Origin of the sequence: Wolbachia endosymbiont (group A) of Epistrophe grossularia, from assembly GCF_947251435.1 — a bacterium.
In the GTDB taxonomy this organism is placed as follows: Bacteria; Pseudomonadota; Alphaproteobacteria; order Rickettsiales; family Anaplasmataceae; genus Wolbachia; species Wolbachia pipientis.
Window position 1 is genome coordinate 948131 of record NZ_OX366363.1, and the last position, 22165, is coordinate 970295.

Below are 22165 nucleotides of genomic sequence, written 5' to 3' on the forward strand. Positions count from 1 at the left end.
GTGTTGTTACTTAGTATATTTTTGCTTCCACTGATAGGAGCGTTGATTTTATCCTTAATCAGGATTAATCATCAATCTATACACTTAAGATTCCTTGCTCTATTTTTTGCTGTACTTCCATTTTTGCTTAGCATTGTAGCTTGTATAGAATTTGATTATAACGATGCGGACTTTCAGTTTGTCAGCTACCCAATTAGAAATGTTGGAATAGGGATAGATGGTATATCGTTGCTTTTCCTTCTGCTTACAACTTTCTTGTTTGTAATTTGTATACTCTACAACTGCAAAATGAGTTATACAACCCTTAGGCCATATATGGCATTATTTCTACTGCTTGAGAGTTTTGTAGTCGGTTTTTTCGTTTCACTGAATGCTATAAGCTTTTATGTGTTTTTTGAAGCTGTTTTAATACCAATGTTCTTTATTATTGGCATTTGGGGAGGAAAACACAGGGTATATGGAACGTTTAAGTTGTTTCTTTATACATTAACTGGCTCATTATTATTTCTACTTGGATTGGTGTACATCTATAGCACTTTTGGGACGTTTAATATACAAAAATTAGCTACATTAGTGCCAAGCCTTGATCTTGAAGTGCAGTCATTGCTGTGGATTGCATTTTTTATTTCTTTTGCAATAAAAGTACCGATGTTTCCATTTCACACTTGGCTTCCTGATGCGCATGTACAATCACCAACTTCTGGATCTGTGATTTTAGCTGGCTTGCTTATTAAAATGGGAGGATATGGATTTTTAAGGTTTTCTATTCCAATGCTTCCTCAGGCAAGTTTGTATTTTTCAAATTTCGTTGTTGTGCTGAGCATTATTGCGGTGATATATGCTTCGCTAGTTGCGTTTGCTCAAGATGATATAAAGAAGTTAATAGCTTATTCTTCAATAGCACATATGGGGATCGTTACCGCTGGCCTCTTTTCATTTTGTGAGGAAGGAGTACTGGGTAGTATATTTCAAATGATTAGTCATGGCCTTATTTCTGCTGCTTTATTTTTATGTGTTGGAATGCTATATACTCGAACTGGGACTTTGGAGATTGCAAAATATTTTGGCATAGTAAACACAATGCCAAAATTTGGTTTTATGTTCATTTTATTTTCAATGGCTTCAATAGGGCTACCTGGAACATCTGGGTTCGCAGGTGAGTTTTTGGCTATGGTTGGGATGTTTAAGAGCATAGGGTTTTTTACAGGATTTATCGCACTTGGCACTATTTTAAGCGCAGTTTATATGCTGAATTTATGTAAGCAAATAATATGGGGGGTTAGCTATTCTAAATTATTAAATAACCGTTTGGATAGCATAGAATTTTCTGTCTTAATTCTGCTTGCAGTGTTTGTTATTTTGCTTGGATTCTACCCAACCCTTGCACTGAATTATTTGAAGCCATGTATGGCAAATTTGTTAGTCAAATATGATGCGCTATGAATTATATACAGATATTGCCGGAAACGTTCTCTATTATCTCCTCGTTAGTGTTGCTACTGCTTGGAATTATATTTAACCGCCGAACTATCAACTTATTAGCACTTGGCTGCACAGTGGTAACTTTGATTATTTTAATTATTTCGGCAGAAAACAATGAAATTTTTCTCTTTAATTCGTTGTTAAAACTCAATTTACACATCAGGTCAGCCCAAGGGTTAATTCTCAGCACAGGAATTTTAATACTTTTGATGCTGAATTTATCAAAATATGACTATAAATATGAATTTTCAATACTGATTCTTTTTGCACTATTTGGCATGATAACTTTAGTTTCAGCAAATAGTCTGATTTCTTTTTACTTAGCTTTTGAGTTGATGAGTATATCTTTATATGTTCTTGCGAGCTTTAATAAAGATTCAGCTTATTCATGTGAAGCAGGAGTGAAATATTTTACACTTAGTGCACTATCTTCCTGCATTATGCTATATGGAATGTCGCTGCTTTATGGATATACAGGACAAGTCAATTTCTCTGAGCTCGGTTCATTCTTGCAAAGCCATCAGATAACTTATGGAATAGTTTTTGGGTTAGTTTTTATCCTTATTGGTTTGTGTTTCAAGCTTGCTATTGCTCCTTTTCATATGTGGGCTCCAGATGTCTATCAAGGTGCACCTACCATAGTAACTGCGTTTTTTTCTACGGCCCCAAAAGCTGCACTTGTAACATTTTTAATTCGATTGATGAATGAAGAGTTAGTAAATGTAAAAAGTTATGTTCAGCCTATTTTCTTATACGTTTCAGCATTGTCTGTGCTTATCTCAGCTTTTGGGGCTTTGCGTCAGCAAAACTTAAAAAGGCTGCTTGCTTACAGTTCAATTGGTCACATTGGTTTTATATTTGCTTCACTTTCTATTTTTACACAAGCAGGAACAGATAGTGCCTTAATGTATCTGGTGATATATATCATCACAAGCATAGGGCTATTCTCATATCTCGTACAAATTGACGATGACGATTGTGATATTGCAAACTTGTCTGGTATAGGGAAGAAACGCCCAATTGTAGCATTTCATCTTTCTGTGCTGTTACTCTCGATGTCGGGAATACCTCCACTTGCGGGTTTTATCGCTAAATTTTTTATATTCAAAAGTTTAATAAATTCTGGCTTTATCACCCTGTCTTTGATCCTTGTAATGGCAAGTGTTATATCGTGTTACTATTATCTAAATATTATAAAAGCTATGTATTTCGATAAAGCTAGTGGTAATAAGGTTACTTATTCTAAGGGTCTATTCATTATCACTTCGGTGGCTTCACTGATTAACCTCGTTCTTTTCTTGTACGTTTTACTCACTCATTGAACTAAAGGGCTGACAAGGTGATCCCTGAGGGTTTTCATATTCATCATTACAAAGAAGTTTTAAGCACTAATGGAAAAGCACTGGACTTAATTAACAGAGGAATATCAAATGAAACTGTTATTATTGCCGATAAACAAACAGAAGGCAGGGGGCGCACCGGAAAAAGTTGGGTTTCTCCAGAAGGTAATTTCTATGCGAGTTTGGTGATAAACCTCTTTAACGATTATCTGAATGAAAGCCAGCTTTCGGTGTCATTCCAGTGCGTGACGCTGGAATCTAGGAATCAAGAAGCATGGATCCCAGTGTCAAGCACTGGGATGACATCGGATGGTACTGGGATAACAGTAGGCTTAACGAGTCAAGTTAAAGACATCAGCAAATTAACAGAATTGACTTTTGTGACTGCTCTTGTTGTAGGAAATACTTTACTGTCATTTATGGATGATAGTAACATTCAATATAAATGGCCAAATGATGTCCTAGTTGATAGTAAAAAAATCAGTGGAATATTGCTTGAAAAAAGATCCAATTCGAATTGGCTTATTGTAGGAATTGGAATTAATGTCAATCATGCACCACTTGCAGGAACAACGTGTATTAGCAATTACGGTGAATCTGTGTCTAACATAGATCTATTAGAGAAATTAATAATAAATTTTAATAAGCTAAGAAAGCAATGGCTGTTTGATGGGTTTTATGCTATAAGAAAAATGTGGCTCACAAGAGCATTCAAGATGAACGAGCAAATCAGTGTAAAGTTAGCTGACAAATTGTATGAAGGAATTTTTGCTGATATAGATGAAAGTGGTAAATTGGTGTTGCAGCAAAAGGATGAAAGCTTAATTTATTTTGATGCAGGTGAGTTATTTATTAACGATATATTATGAACACGTATGTGATTTTTGCTTACCTTATTAGTCTTACATTGATTACCGGAGAACTGATTCTTACCATTTCTTGCTATATTAAAAGTAAAAAAATTCTAGAAAGCCTGAAAGATAATAATGAAGAAGAAACATAAGCGATTACTTATAACTTCAGGAATTTTCTGCTTTTTAAGCTGCATAGTCTTTTTTATTTTAACAACGCTCAAAGAAAACATCTCATTTTTCTATACAGTAAGTGAGGCAATAGTTTTACAAAATAGTCAAAAACTAATCCGTGTTGGTGGAATGGTTGTTGAAAATAGCGTGATACGGAGCGAAAGTGAAGTAATTTTTCAAATGACAGATTTTAACAAAAGCGTTGTGGTAAAATATCAAGGGATACTTCCACCAATGTTTTCAGAAAAAAGTGGTGTTGTTGTGCAAGGTAAAATGTTTGATAATAGTACTTTTCTTGCAGATACAGTGTTTGCAAAACATGATGAGAACTATATGCCGAAAGTTTTAAAACAGATTCCCTAATTCAGCTGTATTGAAACGATATGTAGAGAGAGTAACAGCCCACTGGGCTATTACTTTTTTTCTTATATGAATTCAGGAGCATCCATTGGTGGCGGTTCTAGCGAAGATTTTAAATCGTTAATTTCTTTTATTAGCTCGTCAAGCTTACTCCTTTCTTCTGTTAGCATGTCATTTAATTGACTGATAGAGTTGCTATTGTTATGCAATACATCATCCAATTCAGGAACGAATTTCGTGTTCAGCTCTGCGATTAATTTATCTAAAGCTTTGTGGACATAACCAAGCTGCGCTGGATTTCGCGCAACTGTTTCATCATAACCTTTAGGTTTGGTGTTAACTTCTATTTTGCTTATTACTTTAAGTTCGTTTTTGCTTTCTTGTTTACTATTATTCATGCTAACTCCTATAAAAAATTATAATTTCAAAATCAACTCAGCTATATTGAAATGATATGTGGAAAGGGTAACAGCCTGATATCAGGCTATTACCTTTTTTATTAAAGCAATCCGTTCTCTTCACCAGTAATATGGAGTAATGGAGGAGCTTCTCCAATATCTGGAATCGAATCCCTAAGATCTGCAAGTTCACTGTCTATACTACTTGTCTTGCTGCCTATACTATCTATGGTTGATGATAATTGTGTTATTATACCACTTTGAATTGCACTATCCATATTTTCGTCATACTTATTAATGCTGTTTATCAAGCCATCATAAAAATTTTTAAGGTGCTTGATGGTCAATGTAATTTGTGGCATCTTATCAATCTCTTCTTGTGTCATATCTTTAGTTATATCAAATTCTTCCTTTGTTTTACCACTGACAATCTTCTTTATTACTGGCTTTTCAAAGCTTGGTTTATCAAACTTCGGCTTCGAAAGTTGTAATGTATTATTTGATTCAACTTCTTCACTAGAATATAATTTTATATTTTTATTCATAATAGTTACCTCCTATAAAAAAACTACTTATCTTTATAAATCACTACTATACAAATAACAGTGAGTCATTATTAATGTCTACTATTGTAAAGTCTGGAGCCTGTCCAATGTCTGGCATATCGTCCTTGATTTGCTTGAGCATCTCAATCATTTCCTTGTTCTGTTTACTCTGCTCTTCAAGTTCCCCTTTTAATGCATCAATAATAGCTTTAGACTGATCTTTACTGCCAAGATCACCAATCACAGCTGTCACTTTCTCATAAGGCAATTTGTGAATAATATCTTTTAGCTCTTCTGCACCTACGTTATCCAAAAGTTCTTTAAACTGCTCATTAGACATATTGCGAGCAAAAGCTTGAAGTTTGTCTGGGTTATCAACTAAAGACTTGATGATAATCTGAATCCTATTAGAATCAGTTAAATCCTGAGCAATTGCTTCGAGTTTCTCATGATCAAGCTTATTAACTAAGTCTTTCAGTTGTTCTTCTTGCAGACTATTTACTAAAGCTTTCAACTGATCACCTTCTAATTCTTTGGAAAGTATCGTCAAGTGGTGCTCAGCCAAGTCTTTTGCAAGCACTGTAAATTGCTCGTCATTTAAAGTTTTAATAAGTGCTTTGAACTGATCCACTTTTAAGTGAGGTAAAATTTCTTTTACTTGCTCTGGATTTAAGTCTCTAACTAGAGCTTCAAGCTGAGCATCATTTAAAATAGGAACAATTATTTGTAACTTTTCTGGATTTAGTTCCTGAGCAAGAGTTTGTAATTGGTGATTGGTTAGATGATCTACTAAAGCTCGTAGTTGGTTATCTGTTAAGTTCTCTGCTAAAGCTTGCAAATGGTTTGAGCTTAGTTCAGGAATAATTTTTTGTAGCTGTCCATCCGTTAAATTCTGTGCAAGAACCTGCAGTTGATTTGAATTCAGTTGAGGAATTATTTTTTGCAGTTGCTCATTACTAAGAGTATTGGCAAGAGTCTTTAGTTGGTCGTCTGTTAGGTCCTGAATAAAGACTTTGGTAAACGCGCTTGATAGCTCCTCTGGTATATTAGATGATATTATATCTTTTATTGTTTGTTCCTTGCTCTGTAATTTAATATATTGGAGTGCCTTATTGTCAGGTGTATCAATAATATTTCCTTGATCATCTGAGAAATAATATTTATTAGTACCTGACTCTTCCCATGTTACATATTGATATTTCACTGGTTGTATCCCAAGAAAGTGCCGATATATACTATGAGAAGATTCTGATACTTTGTAGTCAACTGATATCTTCATTAATTTGTCATTGAGATATGCAAAGGAATGCGAGTTATTTACATAATCGAGATCAGCATTTCTAAATGGCACGACCGGAAATTTACACTTTGTGATTAGATCTCCTTCTTTATCACAACGGTAAGATGTTTTCTCCAAATCTTTTCCATTTTCCTTTATACATACAACAGGTTTAAACGGACCATCATTCCAGGCATCGCAAAATTTTATAGGTAAGTCTAGTGCTATATTGTCTTTATCATCAAGTGGTATAAACCCAATTTTAATAAGTTTATCAAAAATTAACCCCCCGCTATCTGCAGAATCTTGAAATATCTTCAATCCAGTCTCGTTAAGCACCTTTTTTCCAGGCACCATCTTAAAAACATGTTTTTTTCCACTCATAGGTGTTACCAATAAATTCATTGTTAGTATTCTAACATTTATTGATTAATTTATTGTTAAGTTAGTATATATCAGAATTATAATAACAAATATTACTTGCGTAGAGAAAAGTTACAGAAAGAGGGATTTTTTAGGGAACTAGTGTAAAATACTCATGGACTAAAATAGGCTGACTTTATGATATGTTAGAACCTATATTGGTGGAGGCAAGCGGGATCGAACCGCTGACCTTCTGCGTGCAAAACAGATGCTCTACCAGCTGAGCTATACCCCCAATTCTTGTTTAAAGCATAAATCACTCAGGCTGAAATGCAAGAAATATTTATCTATTAGGCTATTGCTAAATAGTGTACAAATTCTGCAGGGTGTACACACTTCTCTATTTTTTTGTCTCCTTAGCGTTATACGTCACACCATCCAAATAAATCTGTGAACTGAAAATTAACAAGAAGTTTTCCTTTAAAAATTTTTTAACTAAATTATCACTAACGCAGTATATTATATAATTCATTTAACCACACATGAAAATTTTAGTTTGATTAAAACGGATAAAAACTGTATTGATGTTTAGTATAGCTGAAAAATGAAATGATCCCGTAGCTCAGCCGGTAGAGCAACTGACTTTTAATCAGTGGGTCACGCGTTCGAATCGCGTCGGGATCACTCACAAATTTTGAAAAACATGCTAAAAGAACAAGACAAAATATTCACCAACCTAAATGGTAAAGAAACTCCACTACTTGAGGGTGCAAAAAAACGTGGTGGTTGGCAAAAAACAAAGGAATTACTGGATTTAGGATCAGAAAAAATCATTGATGAAGTAAAGAAATCTGGCTTGAGAGGTCGAGGGGGTGCAGGATTTTCCACCGGCCTTAAGTGGAGCTTTATGCCCAAAAATCTCCCAAAAGCATATTTAGTAGTCAATGCAGATGAGTCAGAACCTGGTACATGTAAAGATAGAGATATATTGCGATATGAGCCACATAAGTTACTTGAGGGAATTCTCCTGGCCAGCAGAGCGATCAGCGCATCAGTTGCGTATATTTATATCAGGGGTGAATTTTATAATGAATATTTAGTTCTGAAAAAAGCACTTGAGGAAGCCTATAAAGAAAACTTAATTGGAAAAAATGCCTGCAAATCAGGTTATGATCTTGATGTATTTATCCATAGGGGTGCAGGAGCTTACATATGTGGAGAAGAAACAGCTCAACTTGAATCAATTGAAGGAAAAAAGGGCTTTCCTCGCATGAAACCTCCATTTCCCGCAGGTGTTGGACTTTTTGGCTGTCCAACCACAATAAACAACGTTGAAACTATAGCCATGGTTCCAGATATTCTAAATCGCGGAGGAGAATGGTTTGCATCTCTTGGTAAACCAAATAATACTGGTACTAAGATTTTTTGTATTTCAGGACATGTAAACAACCCGTGTAATGTTGAAGAAGAGCTCGGAATTCCACTACGTGAATTAATTGAAAAATACGCAGGTGGAGTGCGAGGAGGTTGGGATAATTTACTTGCTGTAATACCTGGTGGGTCTTCAGTGCCATTAATTCCAAAATCTATATGCGATACTATTGAAATGGATTTTGATTCATTAAGAACTGCACAATCAGGGCTTGGTACTGCTGCTGTAATAGTGATGGATAAATCAACTGATATAATAGCTGCAATAGAGAGGTTATCACACTTTTATATGCATGAGTCCTGTGGACAATGCACACCATGCCGTGAAGGTACTGGATGGATGTGGAGGATTATGAAGAGGATGGTGGCAGGAGATATTAAACCTGATGAAATAGATAAGCTGCTTGACCTTACAACTCAAATAGAAGGACATACAATTTGCGCGCTTGGCGATGCTGCAGCTTGGCCGATTCAAGGATTAATAAGACATTTTCGCCATGTTATCAAAGAGAGAGCGATAATTTAACTTTACTTATACTTCTTAAGCCGTTTTGCTACTTAGCAACCAGAGCTAAAAAATATTGATTCCCTTCTCTTTTAGGTGCCAATTCTACCTTTGCGATATCTTCAGTGTCTCGAATTAGCCGTTCTAATTTTTCCAGTCCAACTTCAGTGTTTATAAGCTCTCTCCCTCTAAATCTCATTGTGACTTTAATTTTATGTCCGTGGACAAGTAAGTCTCTTGCTTGACGCAATTTTGTTTCGTAGTCGTGATCACCAATATTAGGACCCAGTTTAATTTCTTTTATAGTTAATGTTTTTTGTTTCTTTTTTGCTTCACTTGCTTTCTTTTTTATATCATACTTTTGCTTGCTATAATCCAGAATTTTACATACTGGAGGGGTTGAATCAGGTGCAATTTCCACCAAGTCTAAACCAACACCCTGTGCAAATTCCAAAGCTCGTTCTATTGGCACGATTCCGACCATTTCACCACTATGATCAACTAAGCGTACCTCCTTAGCTGTGATAAATCCATTAATTCTGTTTTTATTGTTCTTTTTAACTTGCAAACTTTAACTCCCTTAATTCAAATTAATACTTTTTAACAGCGATTCATTAGCCTTTTCCAAAGAAAAAGACTCCTGTCTTTCCGATCCTAAATTTCTTACTGACACAGTTTTACTTGTAACTTCATTTTTGCCTACAATCCACAATATAGGAACCTTGTTTGAACTATGCAAACGTATCTTATAACTAATTTTTTCATTGGTCAAATCAGTCTTGACTCTCACACCTTGTTCTTTTAAAATATTGCTAATTTCTGTGGCGTAACCGTCAGCCTCATTTGTAATGGTCAGAATAGCAAGTTGCGTTGGAGCAAGCCAAACTGGAAATTTTCCTGCATAATTTTCTATCAAAATTCCAATAAAACGCTCAAAAGTTCCAAGAATTGCCCTATGTAACATGACAGGGTGATGCTTTTGTCCATCTGCTCCTATATAAAAAGCTCCCAGACGTTCTGGTAAAATGAAATCAACTTGTAATGTTCCACATTGCCAGCTTCTGCCTATTGCATCTTTCAAGACAAACTCTAACTTTGGACCATAAAACGCACCTTCACCAGGGTTAAGTTTATAACTCAAGCCTGCTTCTTTAACGGCTTCAAGCAGCGCTTTTTCAGCTCTATCCCACACTTCATCATTACCTGCTCTAATATCTGGACGGTCTGAAAATTTCACAGAAATTTCATTAAATCCAAGCTCTGAATATACTTCTTTTAAAAGGTCACAAAACTTTATAGTCTCAGAATTCACTTGTTCTTCCATACAAAAAATGTGTGCATCGTCTTGCGTAAAACCACGCACTCGCATCAGTCCGTGCAATGATCCTGAGCTTTCATTTCTATGGCATGTGCCAAACTCTGCCATACGTATTGGTAAATCACGGTAGCTCCTGGTGTGAGAATTAAAAATCTGCACATGACAAGGACAATTCATGGGTTTTATTGCTAACTTTTTATTCTCAGATTCGTCAACAATAAACATATTTTCACGAAACTTATCCCAATGTCCAGATTCCTCCCACAGCTCTTTACTTACTAAAATAGGAGTTTTTACCTCAAAATAGCCATTATTTATTAGCTTCTTTCTGATGTAAGACTCAAGAACATTATATAGAATATATCCTTGTTCATGCCAAAAAACCTGCCCAACAGCTTCCTCTTGAATGTGAAATAAATCCATATCCTTAGCAATTTTGCGGTGATCACGTTTTTCTGCTTCTTTGAGGCACTCAAGGTAAGCGTTTAATTCATCCTTATTTCTCCATGCTGTACCATATATTCGCTGCAACATTGGGCCCTTTGCATCACCTCGCCAGTATGCACCCGCTACTTTCATAAGTTTAAACGCTTTAACTCTGCCGGTTGATGGTGAGTGCGGACCACGACATAGGTCAACAAAATCACCTTGCCTATAAACAGTTAGGTTTTCACCCTCTGGTATGGATGAGATAATATCAACCTTATATTTTTCGCCTATACCACTAAAGAAATCAACTGACTGCTTGCGAGTCCAAACTTCTCGAACAAATCTGTGGTTACTTTTTACAATCTCTTTCATTTTCTTTTCTATTGCGGTAAGATCGTCCGTAGTGAAGGTACGATCTGTAGCAAAATCATAGTAAAAACCGTCCTGAATTGTTGGGCCGATAGTAATCTGAGTATTAGGAAATAGCTCTTTCACTGCCTGCGCCATTATATGAGCAGCATCATGCCTTATTATATCTAAACCCGCTTCGTCACTCAGTTGTATCACCTCTATCTCTGCATCAGCTTCAATTTCACGTGAGAGATCATGCAACTCACCATTTACCTTAAAGGCAATTGCTTCTTTCAAAGCATCTGGTTGTAATATATCAAAGCCAATGACTTTACCACTGTATTCTTTTACTTTTTGTTCGGTTGAAAAAGTAATCCTAACCATAAATAAACCTATACGGACATGTAGCTTGAAGGCGGTTTGCTTCTTCCAACGGTGTCATCCCAGTGTCACGCACATAGCCATACGAACATTCATTTTCGAAGGTAAATTGCACAGCAAATGGTGTCATTCCAGTGCTTGACACTGGAATCCAGCTTTTTTGTAATTTCATTGAAAATGTTGTATAGTGTGCTTGTTCACAATCAATTTTACTGGATCCCAGTGTCAAGCACTGGGATGACACCTTTGTGTTTGAGGCAAAACAGGCTATAACATTTAACATACTGCCCTCGCAAACAAATGTTCGTACAGTTGTGCATCAGCTACTGGGATGACACCACCCCTAGTGGGCACTGCCCCTAAATCATAATGGATAACAGGGTTATAAGCTCTGAACATTAATAATAAGGCCTATTCTTTTTTAACCTGAGTGCAATTGCGTCTTCCCAAACTTCACCATTACGCAATAACTTTTCTTTATTGTACATTAGCTCCTCTCTTGTTTCAGTAGCAAATTCAAAGTTAGGACCTTCAACAATTGCATCAACTGGACATGCCTCTTGGCAAAGTCCGCAGTATATGCATTTTGTCATATCAATATCATAGCGCGTGGTGCGGCGACTACCGTCTTCTCTTTCCTCTGCTTCAATAACTATTGCTTGAGCAGGGCAGATAACTTCACATAATTTACAAGCTATGCATCGTTCTTCACCGTTTGGATACCTACGCAACGCATGCTCACCACGAAACCTTGGACTTAAAGGGCCCTTCTCCATAGGATACCTCAAAGTAACCTTTGGCTTAAACATATATTTTAATGTAATAACAAACCCTTTAATTAACTCTACAAAAGACCAGTACCAAGCTAATTTCTTGAGCATAAAATATTTAAAACTTGTGTCAGTCATTATAAATCATATTATCAGTTTTCAAAATAAATATTTTCACCTGGATGATCTTTACAGTTTTTTTATATAATATATTCATTAATATGATAGTGTTATATTACTATAAATTGACAAGATAAATAAAATTTAGATGTTTTCAAATTAGGTATTTTGGTTCCTTAAGTATAACATTGCTAAGTAGTTTATATAAATAATGACAAACACAAATGAAACTATTTTCGCTTTGTCGACCGTATTTGGTAAGTCAGGAGTTGCAGTAATCAGAATTTCAGGCAACTACGCGCTTAAAGCTTTAAATCATTTTCATATTAAGAAAGAAATTAAACCAAGATTTGCTACTTTAGTTGATCTATATGATGATTCCAGTCAATTGATAGATAATGGAATAATCATCTATTTCCCTGCTCCAAACAGTTTCACTGGCGAGGACGTTATAGAGTTACAAGTGCATGGAAGCAAGGCAGTTATAAAAATCATCTTGGAGGAATTATCAAAAGTTTTCGTTATGGCCAAGCCTGGAGAATTCTCACTTAGGGCTTTTCTAAATGGTAAATTTGACTTAACGCAAATAGAAGGGATTGCAGACTTAATTGATGCTGAGACGAAAATGCAAGCTAAACAAGCGATTAAGCAGATATCAGGAGAATTGGAGAGACTATACAGCAATTGGAGGCAAAGATTAATAACGATACAATCCAAAATCGAAGCATATATAGACTTTCCAGAGGACATTTGGGCAGAAAAAAGTGAATTGGAAAAAATTAATAATGAAGTGCAATCTCTCGTGCAGTTGATACAAGAGCATTTAAATGATAATAGACGGGGCGAAAGGTTGCGTGAGGGTTTACATATTGTAATAACTGGTGAACCAAATGTCGGTAAATCAACTCTGTTTAATTTCTTAGCCAAGCGTGATATTGCTATTGTTTCTGAATATGCAGGCACAACAAGAGATATACTTGAAGCTCATATTGACATTGGCGGATACCCAATCATTCTCTCTGATACTGCTGGAATTCGTGAAAGTTCAGATCCAATAGAATTAGAAGGTATAAGTCGAGCGAAAAAGAGGTCTTTTGAAGCTGATTTAAGAATAGAACTATTTCCTTTTGAACAACGACACGATGTCAACTATCAAGCCGCAGGCAATATACCATCTGTCGTTGACACACAACTATGCAAATATTGTAATCAACAAACGGTGTCATCCCAGTGCGTGACAATGGGATCCAGATATAAAAATACTTGCAAATTATGCAATAGACAATGGATTCTAGAAACATGTGCTGAAAACAATGTTCATAGCTGGATTCCAGTGTCAGCTACTTGTATGACATCAGACCAAAATGACACCATTTATGTTCTGAGCAAAGCTGACGATGCAATTAGTGACAGAAATATACTGATTGGCGATGTAGATTTTCTACCTATTTCTATTCTAAAGGGAATAGGTACAAACAAATTGATCTCTCTCATAAAAGAGAAGGCAGAGGAAAAATTTGGGCATGATAGAGACACTCCTGTAATCACTCGGCAAAGACATAGGAATCACATGCAGAAAGCACTGGAACATTTACAACGTTTTAATATCGATAATCCAATTGAGTTGATATCTGAAGATTTGAGGCTTGCTGCATTTGAACTTGGTGCGGTGATTGGAATTATTAATGTTGAGGAAATATTGAGTAGTGTGTTTAGCAACTTTTGCGTGGGCAAGTAAAGCTTTTATAGATTGCTTAAAATCAAATGTTGTGATAGAAAAGAAATGGACGGATGGCCGAGCGGTTTAAGGCACCAGTCTTGAAAACTGACGTACGTGATGAGCGTACCATGGGTTCGAATCCCATTCCGTCCGCACAGCATCTCGCTATGCTAGCTGATTTTTAGAGCTTATTTGGACTATGTGGTTCATAACGCTGGAAATCTTGTCTAATCTAGCCACATCTTTTAAAAATACATCCCTTTGTAAATTGACCTTATTAGCGAAGAAAGCTAATATCTATAAATAGATTACCATCTGAATATGAAAACCGATATAGTAATAATAGGTGCAGGACCTGTTGGAATATTCACTGCTTTTCAAGCGGGAATGCTTGATATGAGATGTCATGTAATAGATGTTTTGGATCAAGCAGGAGGACAATGCACAGCTCTTTACCCAGAAAAGCCAATATACGATATACCTGGTTATCCTGTAATTACTGCCCAAAAATTAATTGAGCAGCTAATGGAGCAAGCTTCGCCATTTAAGCCTATTTACCATTTAAGTCAAAAAGTAGAAAAGATTTCAAATAACGAAGGTGAAAACTTTACTATCATAACGAGCATAGGTACAGAGGTAAAATGTAAGGCTGTTATTGTTGCTGCAGGTAATGGAATGTTTGAACCTAACCGTCCACCCTTAAGTGGTATATTAGAATATGAAAATAAATCTGTATTTTACAGTGTAAATAAAATTTCTGATTTTCAGGACAAAACTATAGTCATTGCAGGTGGGGGTGATTCTGCGGCTGATTGGACTGTAGAACTTTCTAAAGTTGCGAAGAAAATTTATGTGATACATAGGAGAAAGGAATTTCGCTGCACTCCTGAAACTAGAAATAAATTAGAATCACTTGAAATTGATGGAAAAATAGAACTGGTAGTGCCATATCAATTACACGAACTAGCAGGAGGTAATGGGCAGTTGAGCGCAGTGATAGTAAAAAACATTGCCTCTAAGGAAGAAAAAGAAATATCCGCTGATTTTTTGCTGCCATTTTTTGGACTGTCAATGAATCTTGGTCCAATAAACAATTGGGGTATACAGTTAGAACATAGCCGCATAGTTGTCGACCCAGCTACACTTAAAACCAGTAGAGATAGGATATATGCAATCGGAGATATAGCTATTTATTCAGGCAAACTAAAATTAATACTAAATGGTTTTGCTGAGAGCGCCATGGCTTGTTATGACATATACAAAGTAATCCACAACTCTCCGGTTAATTTTCAATATTCAACCTCAAAGGGAATTCACGGGAAAGAAAAACTTCCTTGACAAACCTCGCCAGCTCCCTTATCATGAAACTGAAGCTATTGTATTTGCTTTCGCCAATCTGCAGATTAAAAGGTAAGGATTACTTAATGTATCGGCGTCTTATGTTCAATTTTTTGCAGTATATAGATACTGTATGTCTTTACAAAACTTCATCTACATCTAGATTTTTATCTAAATAAGCTGAACGCGCTTACAAAGCGTTACAAGACATCAAAAAATGCCAATACTCGACAGAGATAGTAAAAGACTAGCTAACTCGGGGATTCTTTGTCTTTTTTTCTGCTTAGTAAATTTCTTAAACGTTTGCAGCGTAAGTTAGTTGCAATTAAAAGCAGCTTAATCTCGCTTGTCAAGCGTTTAAAACATAAAAAACGCCAATATTTTAAAGCGGATAATAACCCCAGGGTTTCTTTTGCCTTTTTTTTCATTTGGTAAATTTCTTAAATATTTGTGGCTAAACGACAACCGTCATCCCGCTGCTTGTTAGCGGGATCTAGAGATACCGCGAATGAATCGCGGTATGACGTAGGACTGCTGTCATTCCAGTGCTCCTTTTTTTGTCATCCGAGTAGCTGACACTGGGATCCAGGAAACTTAACTTTACACCAGGTGAATGTACAATAAGAACTGGATTCCAGACTGGAATGACACCGAAGGGGCTACTGGGATGACAAAAGGGGGCACTGGGATGACAGGAGAAAGAGGCACTGGAATGACAAAGAGGGTACTTGGATGACAGGAGGTAATGCAGGAAGTCTAATAGTGCAGCAACACAGAACCCCAGGTTAGGCCTGCACCTATTGAAATCAGCAGTGCCAGGTTTCCTAATTTTATTTTTGATTTTTGTATTGCATAATCAAGTGCTAGTGGAATTGATGCCGCTGAGGTATTTGCATGCTTATCAACAGTATTAATCACTTTCTCTATAGGGAAATCTAACTTCTTTACTACTGCTTCAATAATACGAATATTTGCTTGATGGGGAATTAGCCAGTCAATATCAGTAATTTTCAAATTATTGCATTTCAGAGTTTCCTCTATTAAGGCTGTTAACTTATCCACTGCATGTTTAAACACTTCTCTTCCATTCATGTATATTTTTCCAGAATCACCAGTAGAGGATACCCCTCCGTTCGTACATAGTATGTCCACATTGCCGTCAGAGTATAAGTTTGTTGATATGATGCCGCTTCTACCCATTTCTGATTTCATCACCACTGCACCAGCACCATCACCAAAGAGTACACAAGTTGACCTATCTTCCCAATCAACAATCCTAGACATTATTTCAGCACCTATAACCAATGCATATTTAATTCTATTGTTAGATTTTATGAGCGAATCAGCAACTGTAACTGCATATATAAAACCAGAGCATGCTGCTTGTACATCAAAAGCAAATGCGTTTTTACATTTTAACTTACTTTGTACAATCGTTGCACAGCTAGGAAAAGTTTTATCAGGAGTTGTTGTAGCAACTATAATCAAGTCAATTTCATCTACTGAAATTTTAGCTTTTTCTATAGCACTTTTTGCTGCATTTACAGCTAGATCTGACGTTAGTTCTCCTTCATCTGCTATATGCCTTTGAACTATTCCTGTTCTCTGCCTTATCCATTCATCGCTCGTCTCAACTATCGATGCAATTTCGTTGTTACTCAACATTTTTCTTGGTAGGTAAGATCCAGTGCTTAATATGAAACTTTTATTCAATATGACTTACCCCGTTAATTATCTTTTGATTTAAATTTTCACTAATTGCATTTACTGCAAATTTTATGGCATGGGCAAAAGAAATAGCATCAGAATTTCCATGACTTTTAATGATGATACCATTCAGCCCTAAAAACATAGCTCCACTTCTAATTTTGGGATTAAAACGCGTTAAAGCTTTATTTAGTTTGGATTTTAACAATATACCAACAAGCATTTTCGCTATCCACGAATTGAATACTTCCTGCTTTATTAGATTGATAAAGGTACTAGCGGTTGCCTCAGCCGTTTTGAGCATTACATTGCCAACAAAACCATCAGCAACAATCACATCTATATTACCCTCTAAAAATTCACTTGCCTCTATATACCCTTTGAAATTAATGCCTGGAGCGTTTTTAAGCAACTCAAAAGCGCCGCGCACTGAGTCATTACCTTTAACTTCTTCTGTGCCGATATTTAGCAAAGCAACTTCAGGATTGTCAATTTTTAATGCTATTTTTGCAAATATACTACCCATTAACGCAAATTGAAATAATGAGTCGGCATTACAATCAACATTTGCACCAAGGTCAAGCAAAGCGAAGCTTTTTGTCTTAGTTGGACAGATAGAGGCAATAGCAGGACGATAAATGTTTGGTAATGTTCCTAAAATAAATCTGGAAATTGCCATCAATGCTCCGGTGTTGCCTGAAGACACCACTCCGAAAGCTTTACCTTTTTTTACTGCCTCAATGGCAGCTTTCATACTTGAGTCTTTACGATGCCTCAGTGCAAAAGATGGCTTATCATTTGCAAGAACATTGTCAGAACAATGAGTAAACTCAGAATTGTTACTTACTTTTTTGTATTTTGAAAGCAAAGGAGATACTTCTTCCTTATCTCCATAAATATGAAAAAAAACTTTAATGCCTGGGTCAACAAGGTTGTCTAAAAAAAAACCAGCACCATGAATTACGGAAAGAGGCGCAAAATCGCCCCCCATAGCGTCAAGTGCAATAACTATATTATTATTGACCGTAGGTAACATATCATAATAGTCACTCCGCCTGTTGCTTGATGAAAACCCGTTTTCCTTTGTAACTGCCATCAACTGCTACGTTATGAGGCAACATGAATTCCCCAGTTGTTGAACATACCACAACATTCTTAGGCTCAATAGCATGATGAGAACGATGCATATTACGCCTTGACTTTGACTTTTTTCTTTTTGGAACTGCCAAAACTTCCTCCATTCTACTACAAAATTCAATTCATTAGTAACATGTTTTTTACAGGAAGTAAACAGGGATAGTAAAATAAGTAAGGTTTGCTTATGTAATTGAGTTCTATAGCTAAAGTGGCTCTACAATTTGAAAAACCGTCATTCTGCTACTCGTTAGCGGAATCTATACCGCGAATGAATCCATAGCTGTACGAACATTCATTTTTGAAGGTAAATTGCACAACAGATGATGTCATTCCAGTCTGGAATCCAGAAATTTTGCTTATAACTGAGCTGATGAGCTAAAGGTAGTTGTCTTATGCTAAAACAAACGTTTTTAATTAAGTTGCATAGAAGCTGGATCCCAGTGTCTGGGCACTGGCCCACTGGTGGGAATTGCTCCCAAACTACAACGTTCGTACAGTTGTGGATACCGTGGCGGTATGACGTAGGAAAACCTTTCTTGGGTTAAGCTTTAAATTAAAACATCAAGTATATTGAACTTAAAACATATCTCAGCTATACTTTGCGATAAAGTTAATAAAAATTTTAATAAAATCAGTAAGACTAACCTCTAGCTAAAATGAATACAAAGTGAGCTTTTTTGATATAAATAGTGTTAGAATAATTGGTAGGTACTTTATCAATTTTTTGTTAAGGCTTGGTAGTGCATTCATATTTTTTATTCAATCTCTATACCACTGCCTTGTGCCACCATATTATTTTAGCAACATAGCAAGACAAATTATAGAGATAGGCTTTTTCTCTCTGCCAATTGTTGGGCTCACTGGAGTTTTTATAGGAGCGGCAATAGTTTTACAAAGTAGCTTGAGTGACCCATTAATTAACCAAGAACAGATAATACCCAAACTTGTTACGATCACTATCATTAAAGAGTTAGGACCAGTTTTGATCAGCTTAATAATGGTAGGAAAGGTTGGATCATCAGTTGCAGCAGAAATTGGTACGATGCGCATCACCGAGCAAATAGATGCCCTTACAACTTTGAACATCAACCCTTTCAAATATTTAATTGCACCAAGGATTTTAGCGTCAATCATAGTATTTCCCATACTTACAGTATGTGCAGATTTAATAGGAATATTTGGAGGATGTATCACTGCAGTCTTCGAATTTAACCACAATTTAAATATATACATTAAACACACAGCTCAGTTCTTTAATACGTATGATTTTATAACTGGGCTAATAAAAGCAACTGCATTTGGCGCCATAATTTCTGTCGAAAGCTGCTATTACGGTTACCATTGCAAAGAAGGTGCACGAGGAGTAGGTGTTGCTACAACATCAACTGTTGTTTTATCGTCCATACTGATCATTTTAGCAAACTACATGATTACTTTGATACATGCGTAACCCCATAATATCAATATTGAACTTAAGCTTATCTTTTGATGATAGGACAGTACTAAAAGATCTAAATTTTGATATATTAAAAGGGGAATCATTAGTCATACTTGGTGGCTCAGGAAGCGGCAAATCTGTATTAACAAAAACAATTATCGGCTTGCTTGCTCCAGACTCAGGGTCTGTTAAAATAAATAGTAAAAGCAAAAATAAATTTGGGGTTTTATTTCAAAATTCCGCTTTATTTGACTACGTTACAGTGTGGGAAAATATATCTTTTAATTATAAAAAGCGCTTTAATATCAGCAAAAAAGAGGCAAAACAGCTAGCAATCGAGAAGTTAAATGATGTTGGACTGGAGGAAAGCATAGCAGATATGTTTCCAATAGAGCTATCAGGTGGAATGAAAAAAAGAGTGGCACTTGCAAGGGCGATTGCACACAATCCAGAAATCATTATTTTGGATGAACCAACTTCAGGATTGGACCCAATTATGTCAGATATAGTAAACGAGATAATAATAAAATTATCTAGAGATCTTAACCCTACAATTATCACGATTACACATGATATTCATAGCGCATTTAAAATAGCTGATAAAATAGCAGTATTATATGAAGGGGAGATCATTTCCCATGGAACTGTTCAGGAAATACAAAATACTAATAACGAATATATAAAAAAATTCATTCATTATATATAGCTAAAGATATATACACTATTGCTAACAGTCATATTTTTAAGTTTTAACTTTGTAAAAGGTAGTGAACATTGGAATTCAGATTTTTTTCAAACTGGATCCTATATAAGATAACAGAATTGTTTGTATTAGCTATATTCAAAAGCTCTATTGATATTTTGCAATATTTGTGATAAAATAATAGCTTAAGGTTGAGAGTAAAAATTTATGAGTGAAGCTCAAGGTCCAAACATTGCAGAATGGCAAGCGCAGCAGCAACACCAAGAGGCTGCTGGTGAGAAAAGTGGTTTTGGTCTTGGTCATAGTGACTCTGTTTCAACAGTTGTCGATGGAATGAAATGGTTGTTCAACTTTCATGAAGGAGCAATTGCTGCTTATAGTAACGTGTTTGAAGGTTTGGTGAGTGGTAGTAGTCTAGTAACGCTGTTTGGAAAATCAGGTAATATGTTTGGCATAAAATTTCTTGAAGGCCTTGCAGAATATTTTTCAGGTGGAGGTGGGGAAGATATGCCATCAGAAGGAATGGATATGGCTCATGGTGATGAGGGACCTCACTCAGATGATTACCCTCATGCCAATAATGAAATGGCTCATAATGCTGATGGTTTGCAAGACATGCATGATGCAGGTGATCACCATGGTCAATCTTTTTCACCTGGTCCTTCACCATCTGTTGGTGATGACCACGGGCATGAACTTGGTTAAACGCTTAAAAACTGCTGAATAGTATGCGAGAAGGCCTAATAAGAAAAGTTGCTGTTGTTATAATTAACATGAGTTTGTCTTAGTGAAAAAGGTTTCAGTTTTAGGGTCAACAGGAAGTGTTGGAAAAAAGACTGTAGATTTGCTCTCAAAGAGAAAAGAAGAATACCAAGTGGAAGCACTAAGTGCCCATTCGAACTTTGCTCTACTGGCACACCAAGCAAAACTGCTAAATGCAAAATATGTTGCTATCTCCGATGAAAGGCTTTACAAAGATTTGAAAGAAAGTTTACTTGGTACAGATGTAAAAATAGCAATTGGTGCTACAAATATTGCTACCATACCTGTTGATCTCTCAGTTGTTGCAATAGTTGGCATTGCAGGCCTTGGGCCAGTTATGGAAGTTATAGAAAGCGGTACCAAAGTCATTGCATTGGCAAACAAAGAAAGCATTGTTTGCGGTGGAAAGTTATTACTCAAAAAAGCTAAAGAAAAAAATGTACAAATAATCCCTATCGACTCTGAGCACAACGCAATTTTTCAAATTTTGCAAAATGACGACAAATGCGTAGAAAAGATCATACTTACTGCTTCTGGTGGACCATTCTTAAATTATAGTCTTGAGCAATTAAGAAATGTCATGGTAGATAAGGCGCTTAGTCACCCCACTTGGAATATGGGAAAGAAAATCTCGGTTGATAGCGCAACAATGATGAATAAGGCACTAGAGATAATAGAAGCACATAACTTGTTTAATATCAGCCCGGATAAAATTGAAGCAATAGTGCATCCTGAGTCAATAGTACATGGAATTGTAACTTATAAGGATGGGTTCAACTTTGCTGTGCTTGCAGAGACTGACATGGCAATTCCCATTTCATATGCTTTGTCTTGGCCGGAAAGATCAGCTTTAAATTGTAGACTAGATTTAACAGAGCAAGGAAAATTGACCTTTCAAGAACCAGACCATAAACGTTTTCCTGCGCTAAAGCTTAGCATGGCAGTGTTAAACTCTTCTGCTCCACAAGCAAATAGTATTGTGCTCAATGCTGCAAATGAAATAGCTGTTAATGAATTTTTGAAGTCACGAATTGGCTTTTTAAAAATAGTAGAGATAGTGGAATCAACAATGGAAAGTTTTGATAGTTATACTGATATTAATTCACTATCTGATATAATAAATATTGATTGTGAAAGTCGTATTATTGCTAATAAAATTGTTGAAAGTAAAGTTGTTGCGTATAGCTAGAGTAATGTAACCAGACTGTATTCTGTGATTTTTTTTTAGCAAAGCACGATGCACAATCGTCATTCCGCTACTAG

The 22165-nt window shown here is 36.0% G+C and carries 24 protein-coding genes and 3 tRNA genes; 15 read left to right on the plus strand and 12 right to left on the minus strand.

The window, feature by feature from the left end; translation table 11 throughout:
- From OPR28_RS04580 to ccmE, 5 genes are read left to right on the plus strand one after another with little or no spacing between them, the layout of a single operon-like run.
- A complete protein-coding gene (locus OPR28_RS04580) occupies positions 1-1443 on the plus strand; it encodes a complex I subunit 4 family protein (protein ID WP_265023589.1) in 1443 nt (480 codons plus the stop codon).
- Positions 1440-2804: an NADH-quinone oxidoreductase subunit N gene (locus tag OPR28_RS04585; protein WP_265016239.1), complete on the plus strand. Its 1365-nt coding sequence runs from the start codon at positions 1440-1442 to the stop codon at positions 2802-2804. Before OPR28_RS04580 ends, OPR28_RS04585 begins: the two co-directional genes overlap by 4 nt.
- A 17-nt stretch (positions 2805-2821) precedes the next feature.
- Positions 2822-3691 (plus strand): biotin--[acetyl-CoA-carboxylase] ligase, encoded by an 870-nt coding sequence (locus OPR28_RS04590; protein WP_265023590.1) that lies wholly within the window; start codon positions 2822-2824, stop codon positions 3689-3691.
- Entirely contained in the window at positions 3688-3825 is a 138-nt protein-coding gene (locus OPR28_RS07150; protein ID WP_006012903.1) for a CcmD-like small membrane protein, read from the plus strand. Before OPR28_RS04590 ends, OPR28_RS07150 begins: the two co-directional genes overlap by 4 nt.
- Entirely contained in the window at positions 3809-4210 is a 402-nt protein-coding gene (ccmE, locus tag OPR28_RS04595; protein WP_012673317.1) for a cytochrome c maturation protein CcmE, read from the plus strand. Before OPR28_RS07150 ends, ccmE begins: the two co-directional genes overlap by 17 nt.
- Positions 4211-4272: 62 nt before the next feature.
- On the opposite strand, the gene OPR28_RS04600 is transcribed toward ccmE, so the two are convergent.
- The 4 genes from OPR28_RS04600 to OPR28_RS04615 all read right to left on the minus strand — a co-directional run bounded on the left by OPR28_RS04600 (position 4273) and on the right by OPR28_RS04615 (position 7087).
- Positions 4273-4605 carry a hypothetical protein gene (locus OPR28_RS04600; protein WP_182320991.1) on the minus strand — a complete coding sequence of 111 codons (333 nt, stop codon included), beginning with the start codon at positions 4603-4605 and terminating at the stop codon, positions 4273-4275.
- Positions 4606-4706: 101 nt separating this feature from the next.
- The gene (locus OPR28_RS04605; RefSeq protein ID WP_265023591.1) at positions 4707-5150 is read right to left on the minus strand and encodes a hypothetical protein; all 444 of its coding nucleotides are present in this window, start codon (positions 5148-5150) and stop codon (positions 4707-4709) included.
- Positions 5151-5196: 46 nt separating this feature from the next.
- Positions 5197-6834, minus strand: a complete 1638-nt coding sequence (locus OPR28_RS04610; protein WP_406829239.1) for a magnesium transporter MgtE N-terminal domain-containing protein — start codon at positions 6832-6834, stop codon at positions 5197-5199.
- Positions 6835-7011: 177 nt separating this feature from the next.
- A tRNA-Ala gene (locus tag OPR28_RS04615) sits at positions 7012-7087 on the minus strand.
- Between the two features lie 316 nt (positions 7088-7403).
- On the opposite strand from OPR28_RS04615, the gene OPR28_RS04620 reads away from it, so the two are divergent.
- Together OPR28_RS04620 and nuoF are read left to right on the plus strand one after the other, a co-directional pair.
- Positions 7404-7476 (plus strand) — tRNA-Lys (locus tag OPR28_RS04620).
- A 19-nt stretch (positions 7477-7495) separates the two neighbouring features.
- Complete coding sequence (gene nuoF, locus OPR28_RS04625; protein ID WP_265023592.1) at positions 7496-8749, plus strand: NADH-quinone oxidoreductase subunit NuoF; 1254 nt, start codon at positions 7496-7498, stop codon at positions 8747-8749.
- 28 nt (positions 8750-8777) lie between these two features.
- On the opposite strand, the gene infC is transcribed toward nuoF, so the two are convergent.
- The 5 genes from infC to nuoI are packed head-to-tail and all read right to left on the minus strand — an operon-like array spanning position 8778 to position 12088.
- Complete coding sequence (infC, locus tag OPR28_RS04630) at positions 8778-9296, minus strand: translation initiation factor IF-3 (RefSeq protein WP_182320999.1); 519 nt, start codon at positions 9294-9296, stop codon at positions 8778-8780.
- A gap of 12 nt (positions 9297-9308) precedes the next feature.
- Positions 9309-11210, minus strand: coding sequence for a threonine--tRNA ligase (gene thrS / locus OPR28_RS04635; RefSeq protein ID WP_265023593.1), 1902 nt, complete (start codon positions 11208-11210; stop codon positions 9309-9311).
- A complete protein-coding gene (locus OPR28_RS04640) occupies positions 11203-11490 on the minus strand; it encodes a hypothetical protein (RefSeq protein ID WP_049973587.1) in 288 nt (95 codons plus the stop codon). Before OPR28_RS04640 ends, thrS begins: the two co-directional genes overlap by 8 nt.
- Positions 11484-11606, minus strand: coding sequence for a hypothetical protein (locus OPR28_RS04645; protein ID WP_265023594.1), 123 nt, complete (start codon positions 11604-11606; stop codon positions 11484-11486). The genes OPR28_RS04640 and OPR28_RS04645 overlap by 7 nt, the downstream gene beginning before the upstream one ends.
- Complete coding sequence (gene nuoI / locus OPR28_RS04650; protein WP_038199316.1) at positions 11606-12088, minus strand: NADH-quinone oxidoreductase subunit NuoI; 483 nt, start codon at positions 12086-12088, stop codon at positions 11606-11608. The genes OPR28_RS04645 and nuoI overlap by 1 nt, the downstream gene beginning before the upstream one ends.
- A 220-nt stretch (positions 12089-12308) precedes the next feature.
- Here nuoI and mnmE point away from each other — a divergent pair, with 220 nt between their 5' ends.
- The 4 genes from mnmE (at position 12309) to OPR28_RS04670 (ending at position 15891) form a co-directional block, all read left to right on the plus strand.
- Positions 12309-13835 (plus strand): tRNA uridine-5-carboxymethylaminomethyl(34) synthesis GTPase MnmE, encoded by a 1527-nt coding sequence (gene mnmE / locus OPR28_RS04655; RefSeq protein ID WP_265023595.1) that lies wholly within the window; start codon positions 12309-12311, stop codon positions 13833-13835.
- 47 nt (positions 13836-13882) lie between these two features.
- Positions 13883-13970: transfer RNA gene (locus tag OPR28_RS04660), tRNA-Ser, on the plus strand.
- Between the two features lie 168 nt (positions 13971-14138).
- A complete protein-coding gene (locus OPR28_RS04665; protein ID WP_265023596.1) occupies positions 14139-15155 on the plus strand; it encodes an NAD(P)/FAD-dependent oxidoreductase in 1017 nt (338 codons plus the stop codon).
- Positions 15156-15768: 613 nt separating this feature from the next.
- Positions 15769-15891, plus strand: coding sequence for a hypothetical protein (locus tag OPR28_RS04670; protein WP_255317430.1), 123 nt, complete (start codon positions 15769-15771; stop codon positions 15889-15891).
- A 20-nt stretch (positions 15892-15911) separates the two neighbouring features.
- Here the strand turns inward: OPR28_RS04670 and OPR28_RS04675 are convergent, their stop codons facing one another.
- From OPR28_RS04675 to rpmF, 3 genes are read right to left on the minus strand one after another with little or no spacing between them, the layout of a single operon-like run.
- On the minus strand, positions 15912-16868 hold the full coding sequence (locus tag OPR28_RS04675) for a beta-ketoacyl-ACP synthase III (RefSeq protein WP_209472442.1): 957 nt from the start codon (positions 16866-16868) through the stop codon (positions 15912-15914).
- On the minus strand, positions 16861-17898 hold the full coding sequence (plsX, locus tag OPR28_RS04680) for a phosphate acyltransferase PlsX (protein ID WP_151807807.1): 1038 nt from the start codon (positions 17896-17898) through the stop codon (positions 16861-16863). Before plsX ends, OPR28_RS04675 begins: the two co-directional genes overlap by 8 nt.
- Positions 17899-17908: 10 nt before the next feature.
- Entirely contained in the window at positions 17909-18091 is a 183-nt protein-coding gene (gene rpmF, locus OPR28_RS04685) for a 50S ribosomal protein L32 (RefSeq protein WP_010962967.1), read from the minus strand.
- Between the two features lie 575 nt (positions 18092-18666).
- Between rpmF and OPR28_RS04690 the strand changes: the two genes are divergently transcribed.
- From OPR28_RS04690 to dxr, 4 genes are all read left to right on the plus strand, one after another.
- Complete coding sequence (locus tag OPR28_RS04690; protein WP_265023597.1) at positions 18667-19449, plus strand: MlaE family ABC transporter permease; 783 nt, start codon at positions 18667-18669, stop codon at positions 19447-19449.
- On the plus strand, positions 19442-20143 hold the full coding sequence (locus OPR28_RS04695; RefSeq protein ID WP_006279859.1) for an ABC transporter ATP-binding protein: 702 nt from the start codon (positions 19442-19444) through the stop codon (positions 20141-20143). Before OPR28_RS04690 ends, OPR28_RS04695 begins: the two co-directional genes overlap by 8 nt.
- 204 nt (positions 20144-20347) lie before the next feature.
- A complete protein-coding gene (locus OPR28_RS04700) occupies positions 20348-20845 on the plus strand; it encodes a hypothetical protein (protein ID WP_182367341.1) in 498 nt (165 codons plus the stop codon).
- An 82-nt stretch (positions 20846-20927) separates the two neighbouring features.
- The gene (gene dxr / locus OPR28_RS04705) at positions 20928-22091 is read left to right on the plus strand and encodes a 1-deoxy-D-xylulose-5-phosphate reductoisomerase (protein ID WP_265023598.1); all 1164 of its coding nucleotides are present in this window, start codon (positions 20928-20930) and stop codon (positions 22089-22091) included.
- The last annotated feature ends 74 nt before the right edge of the window (positions 22092-22165 follow it).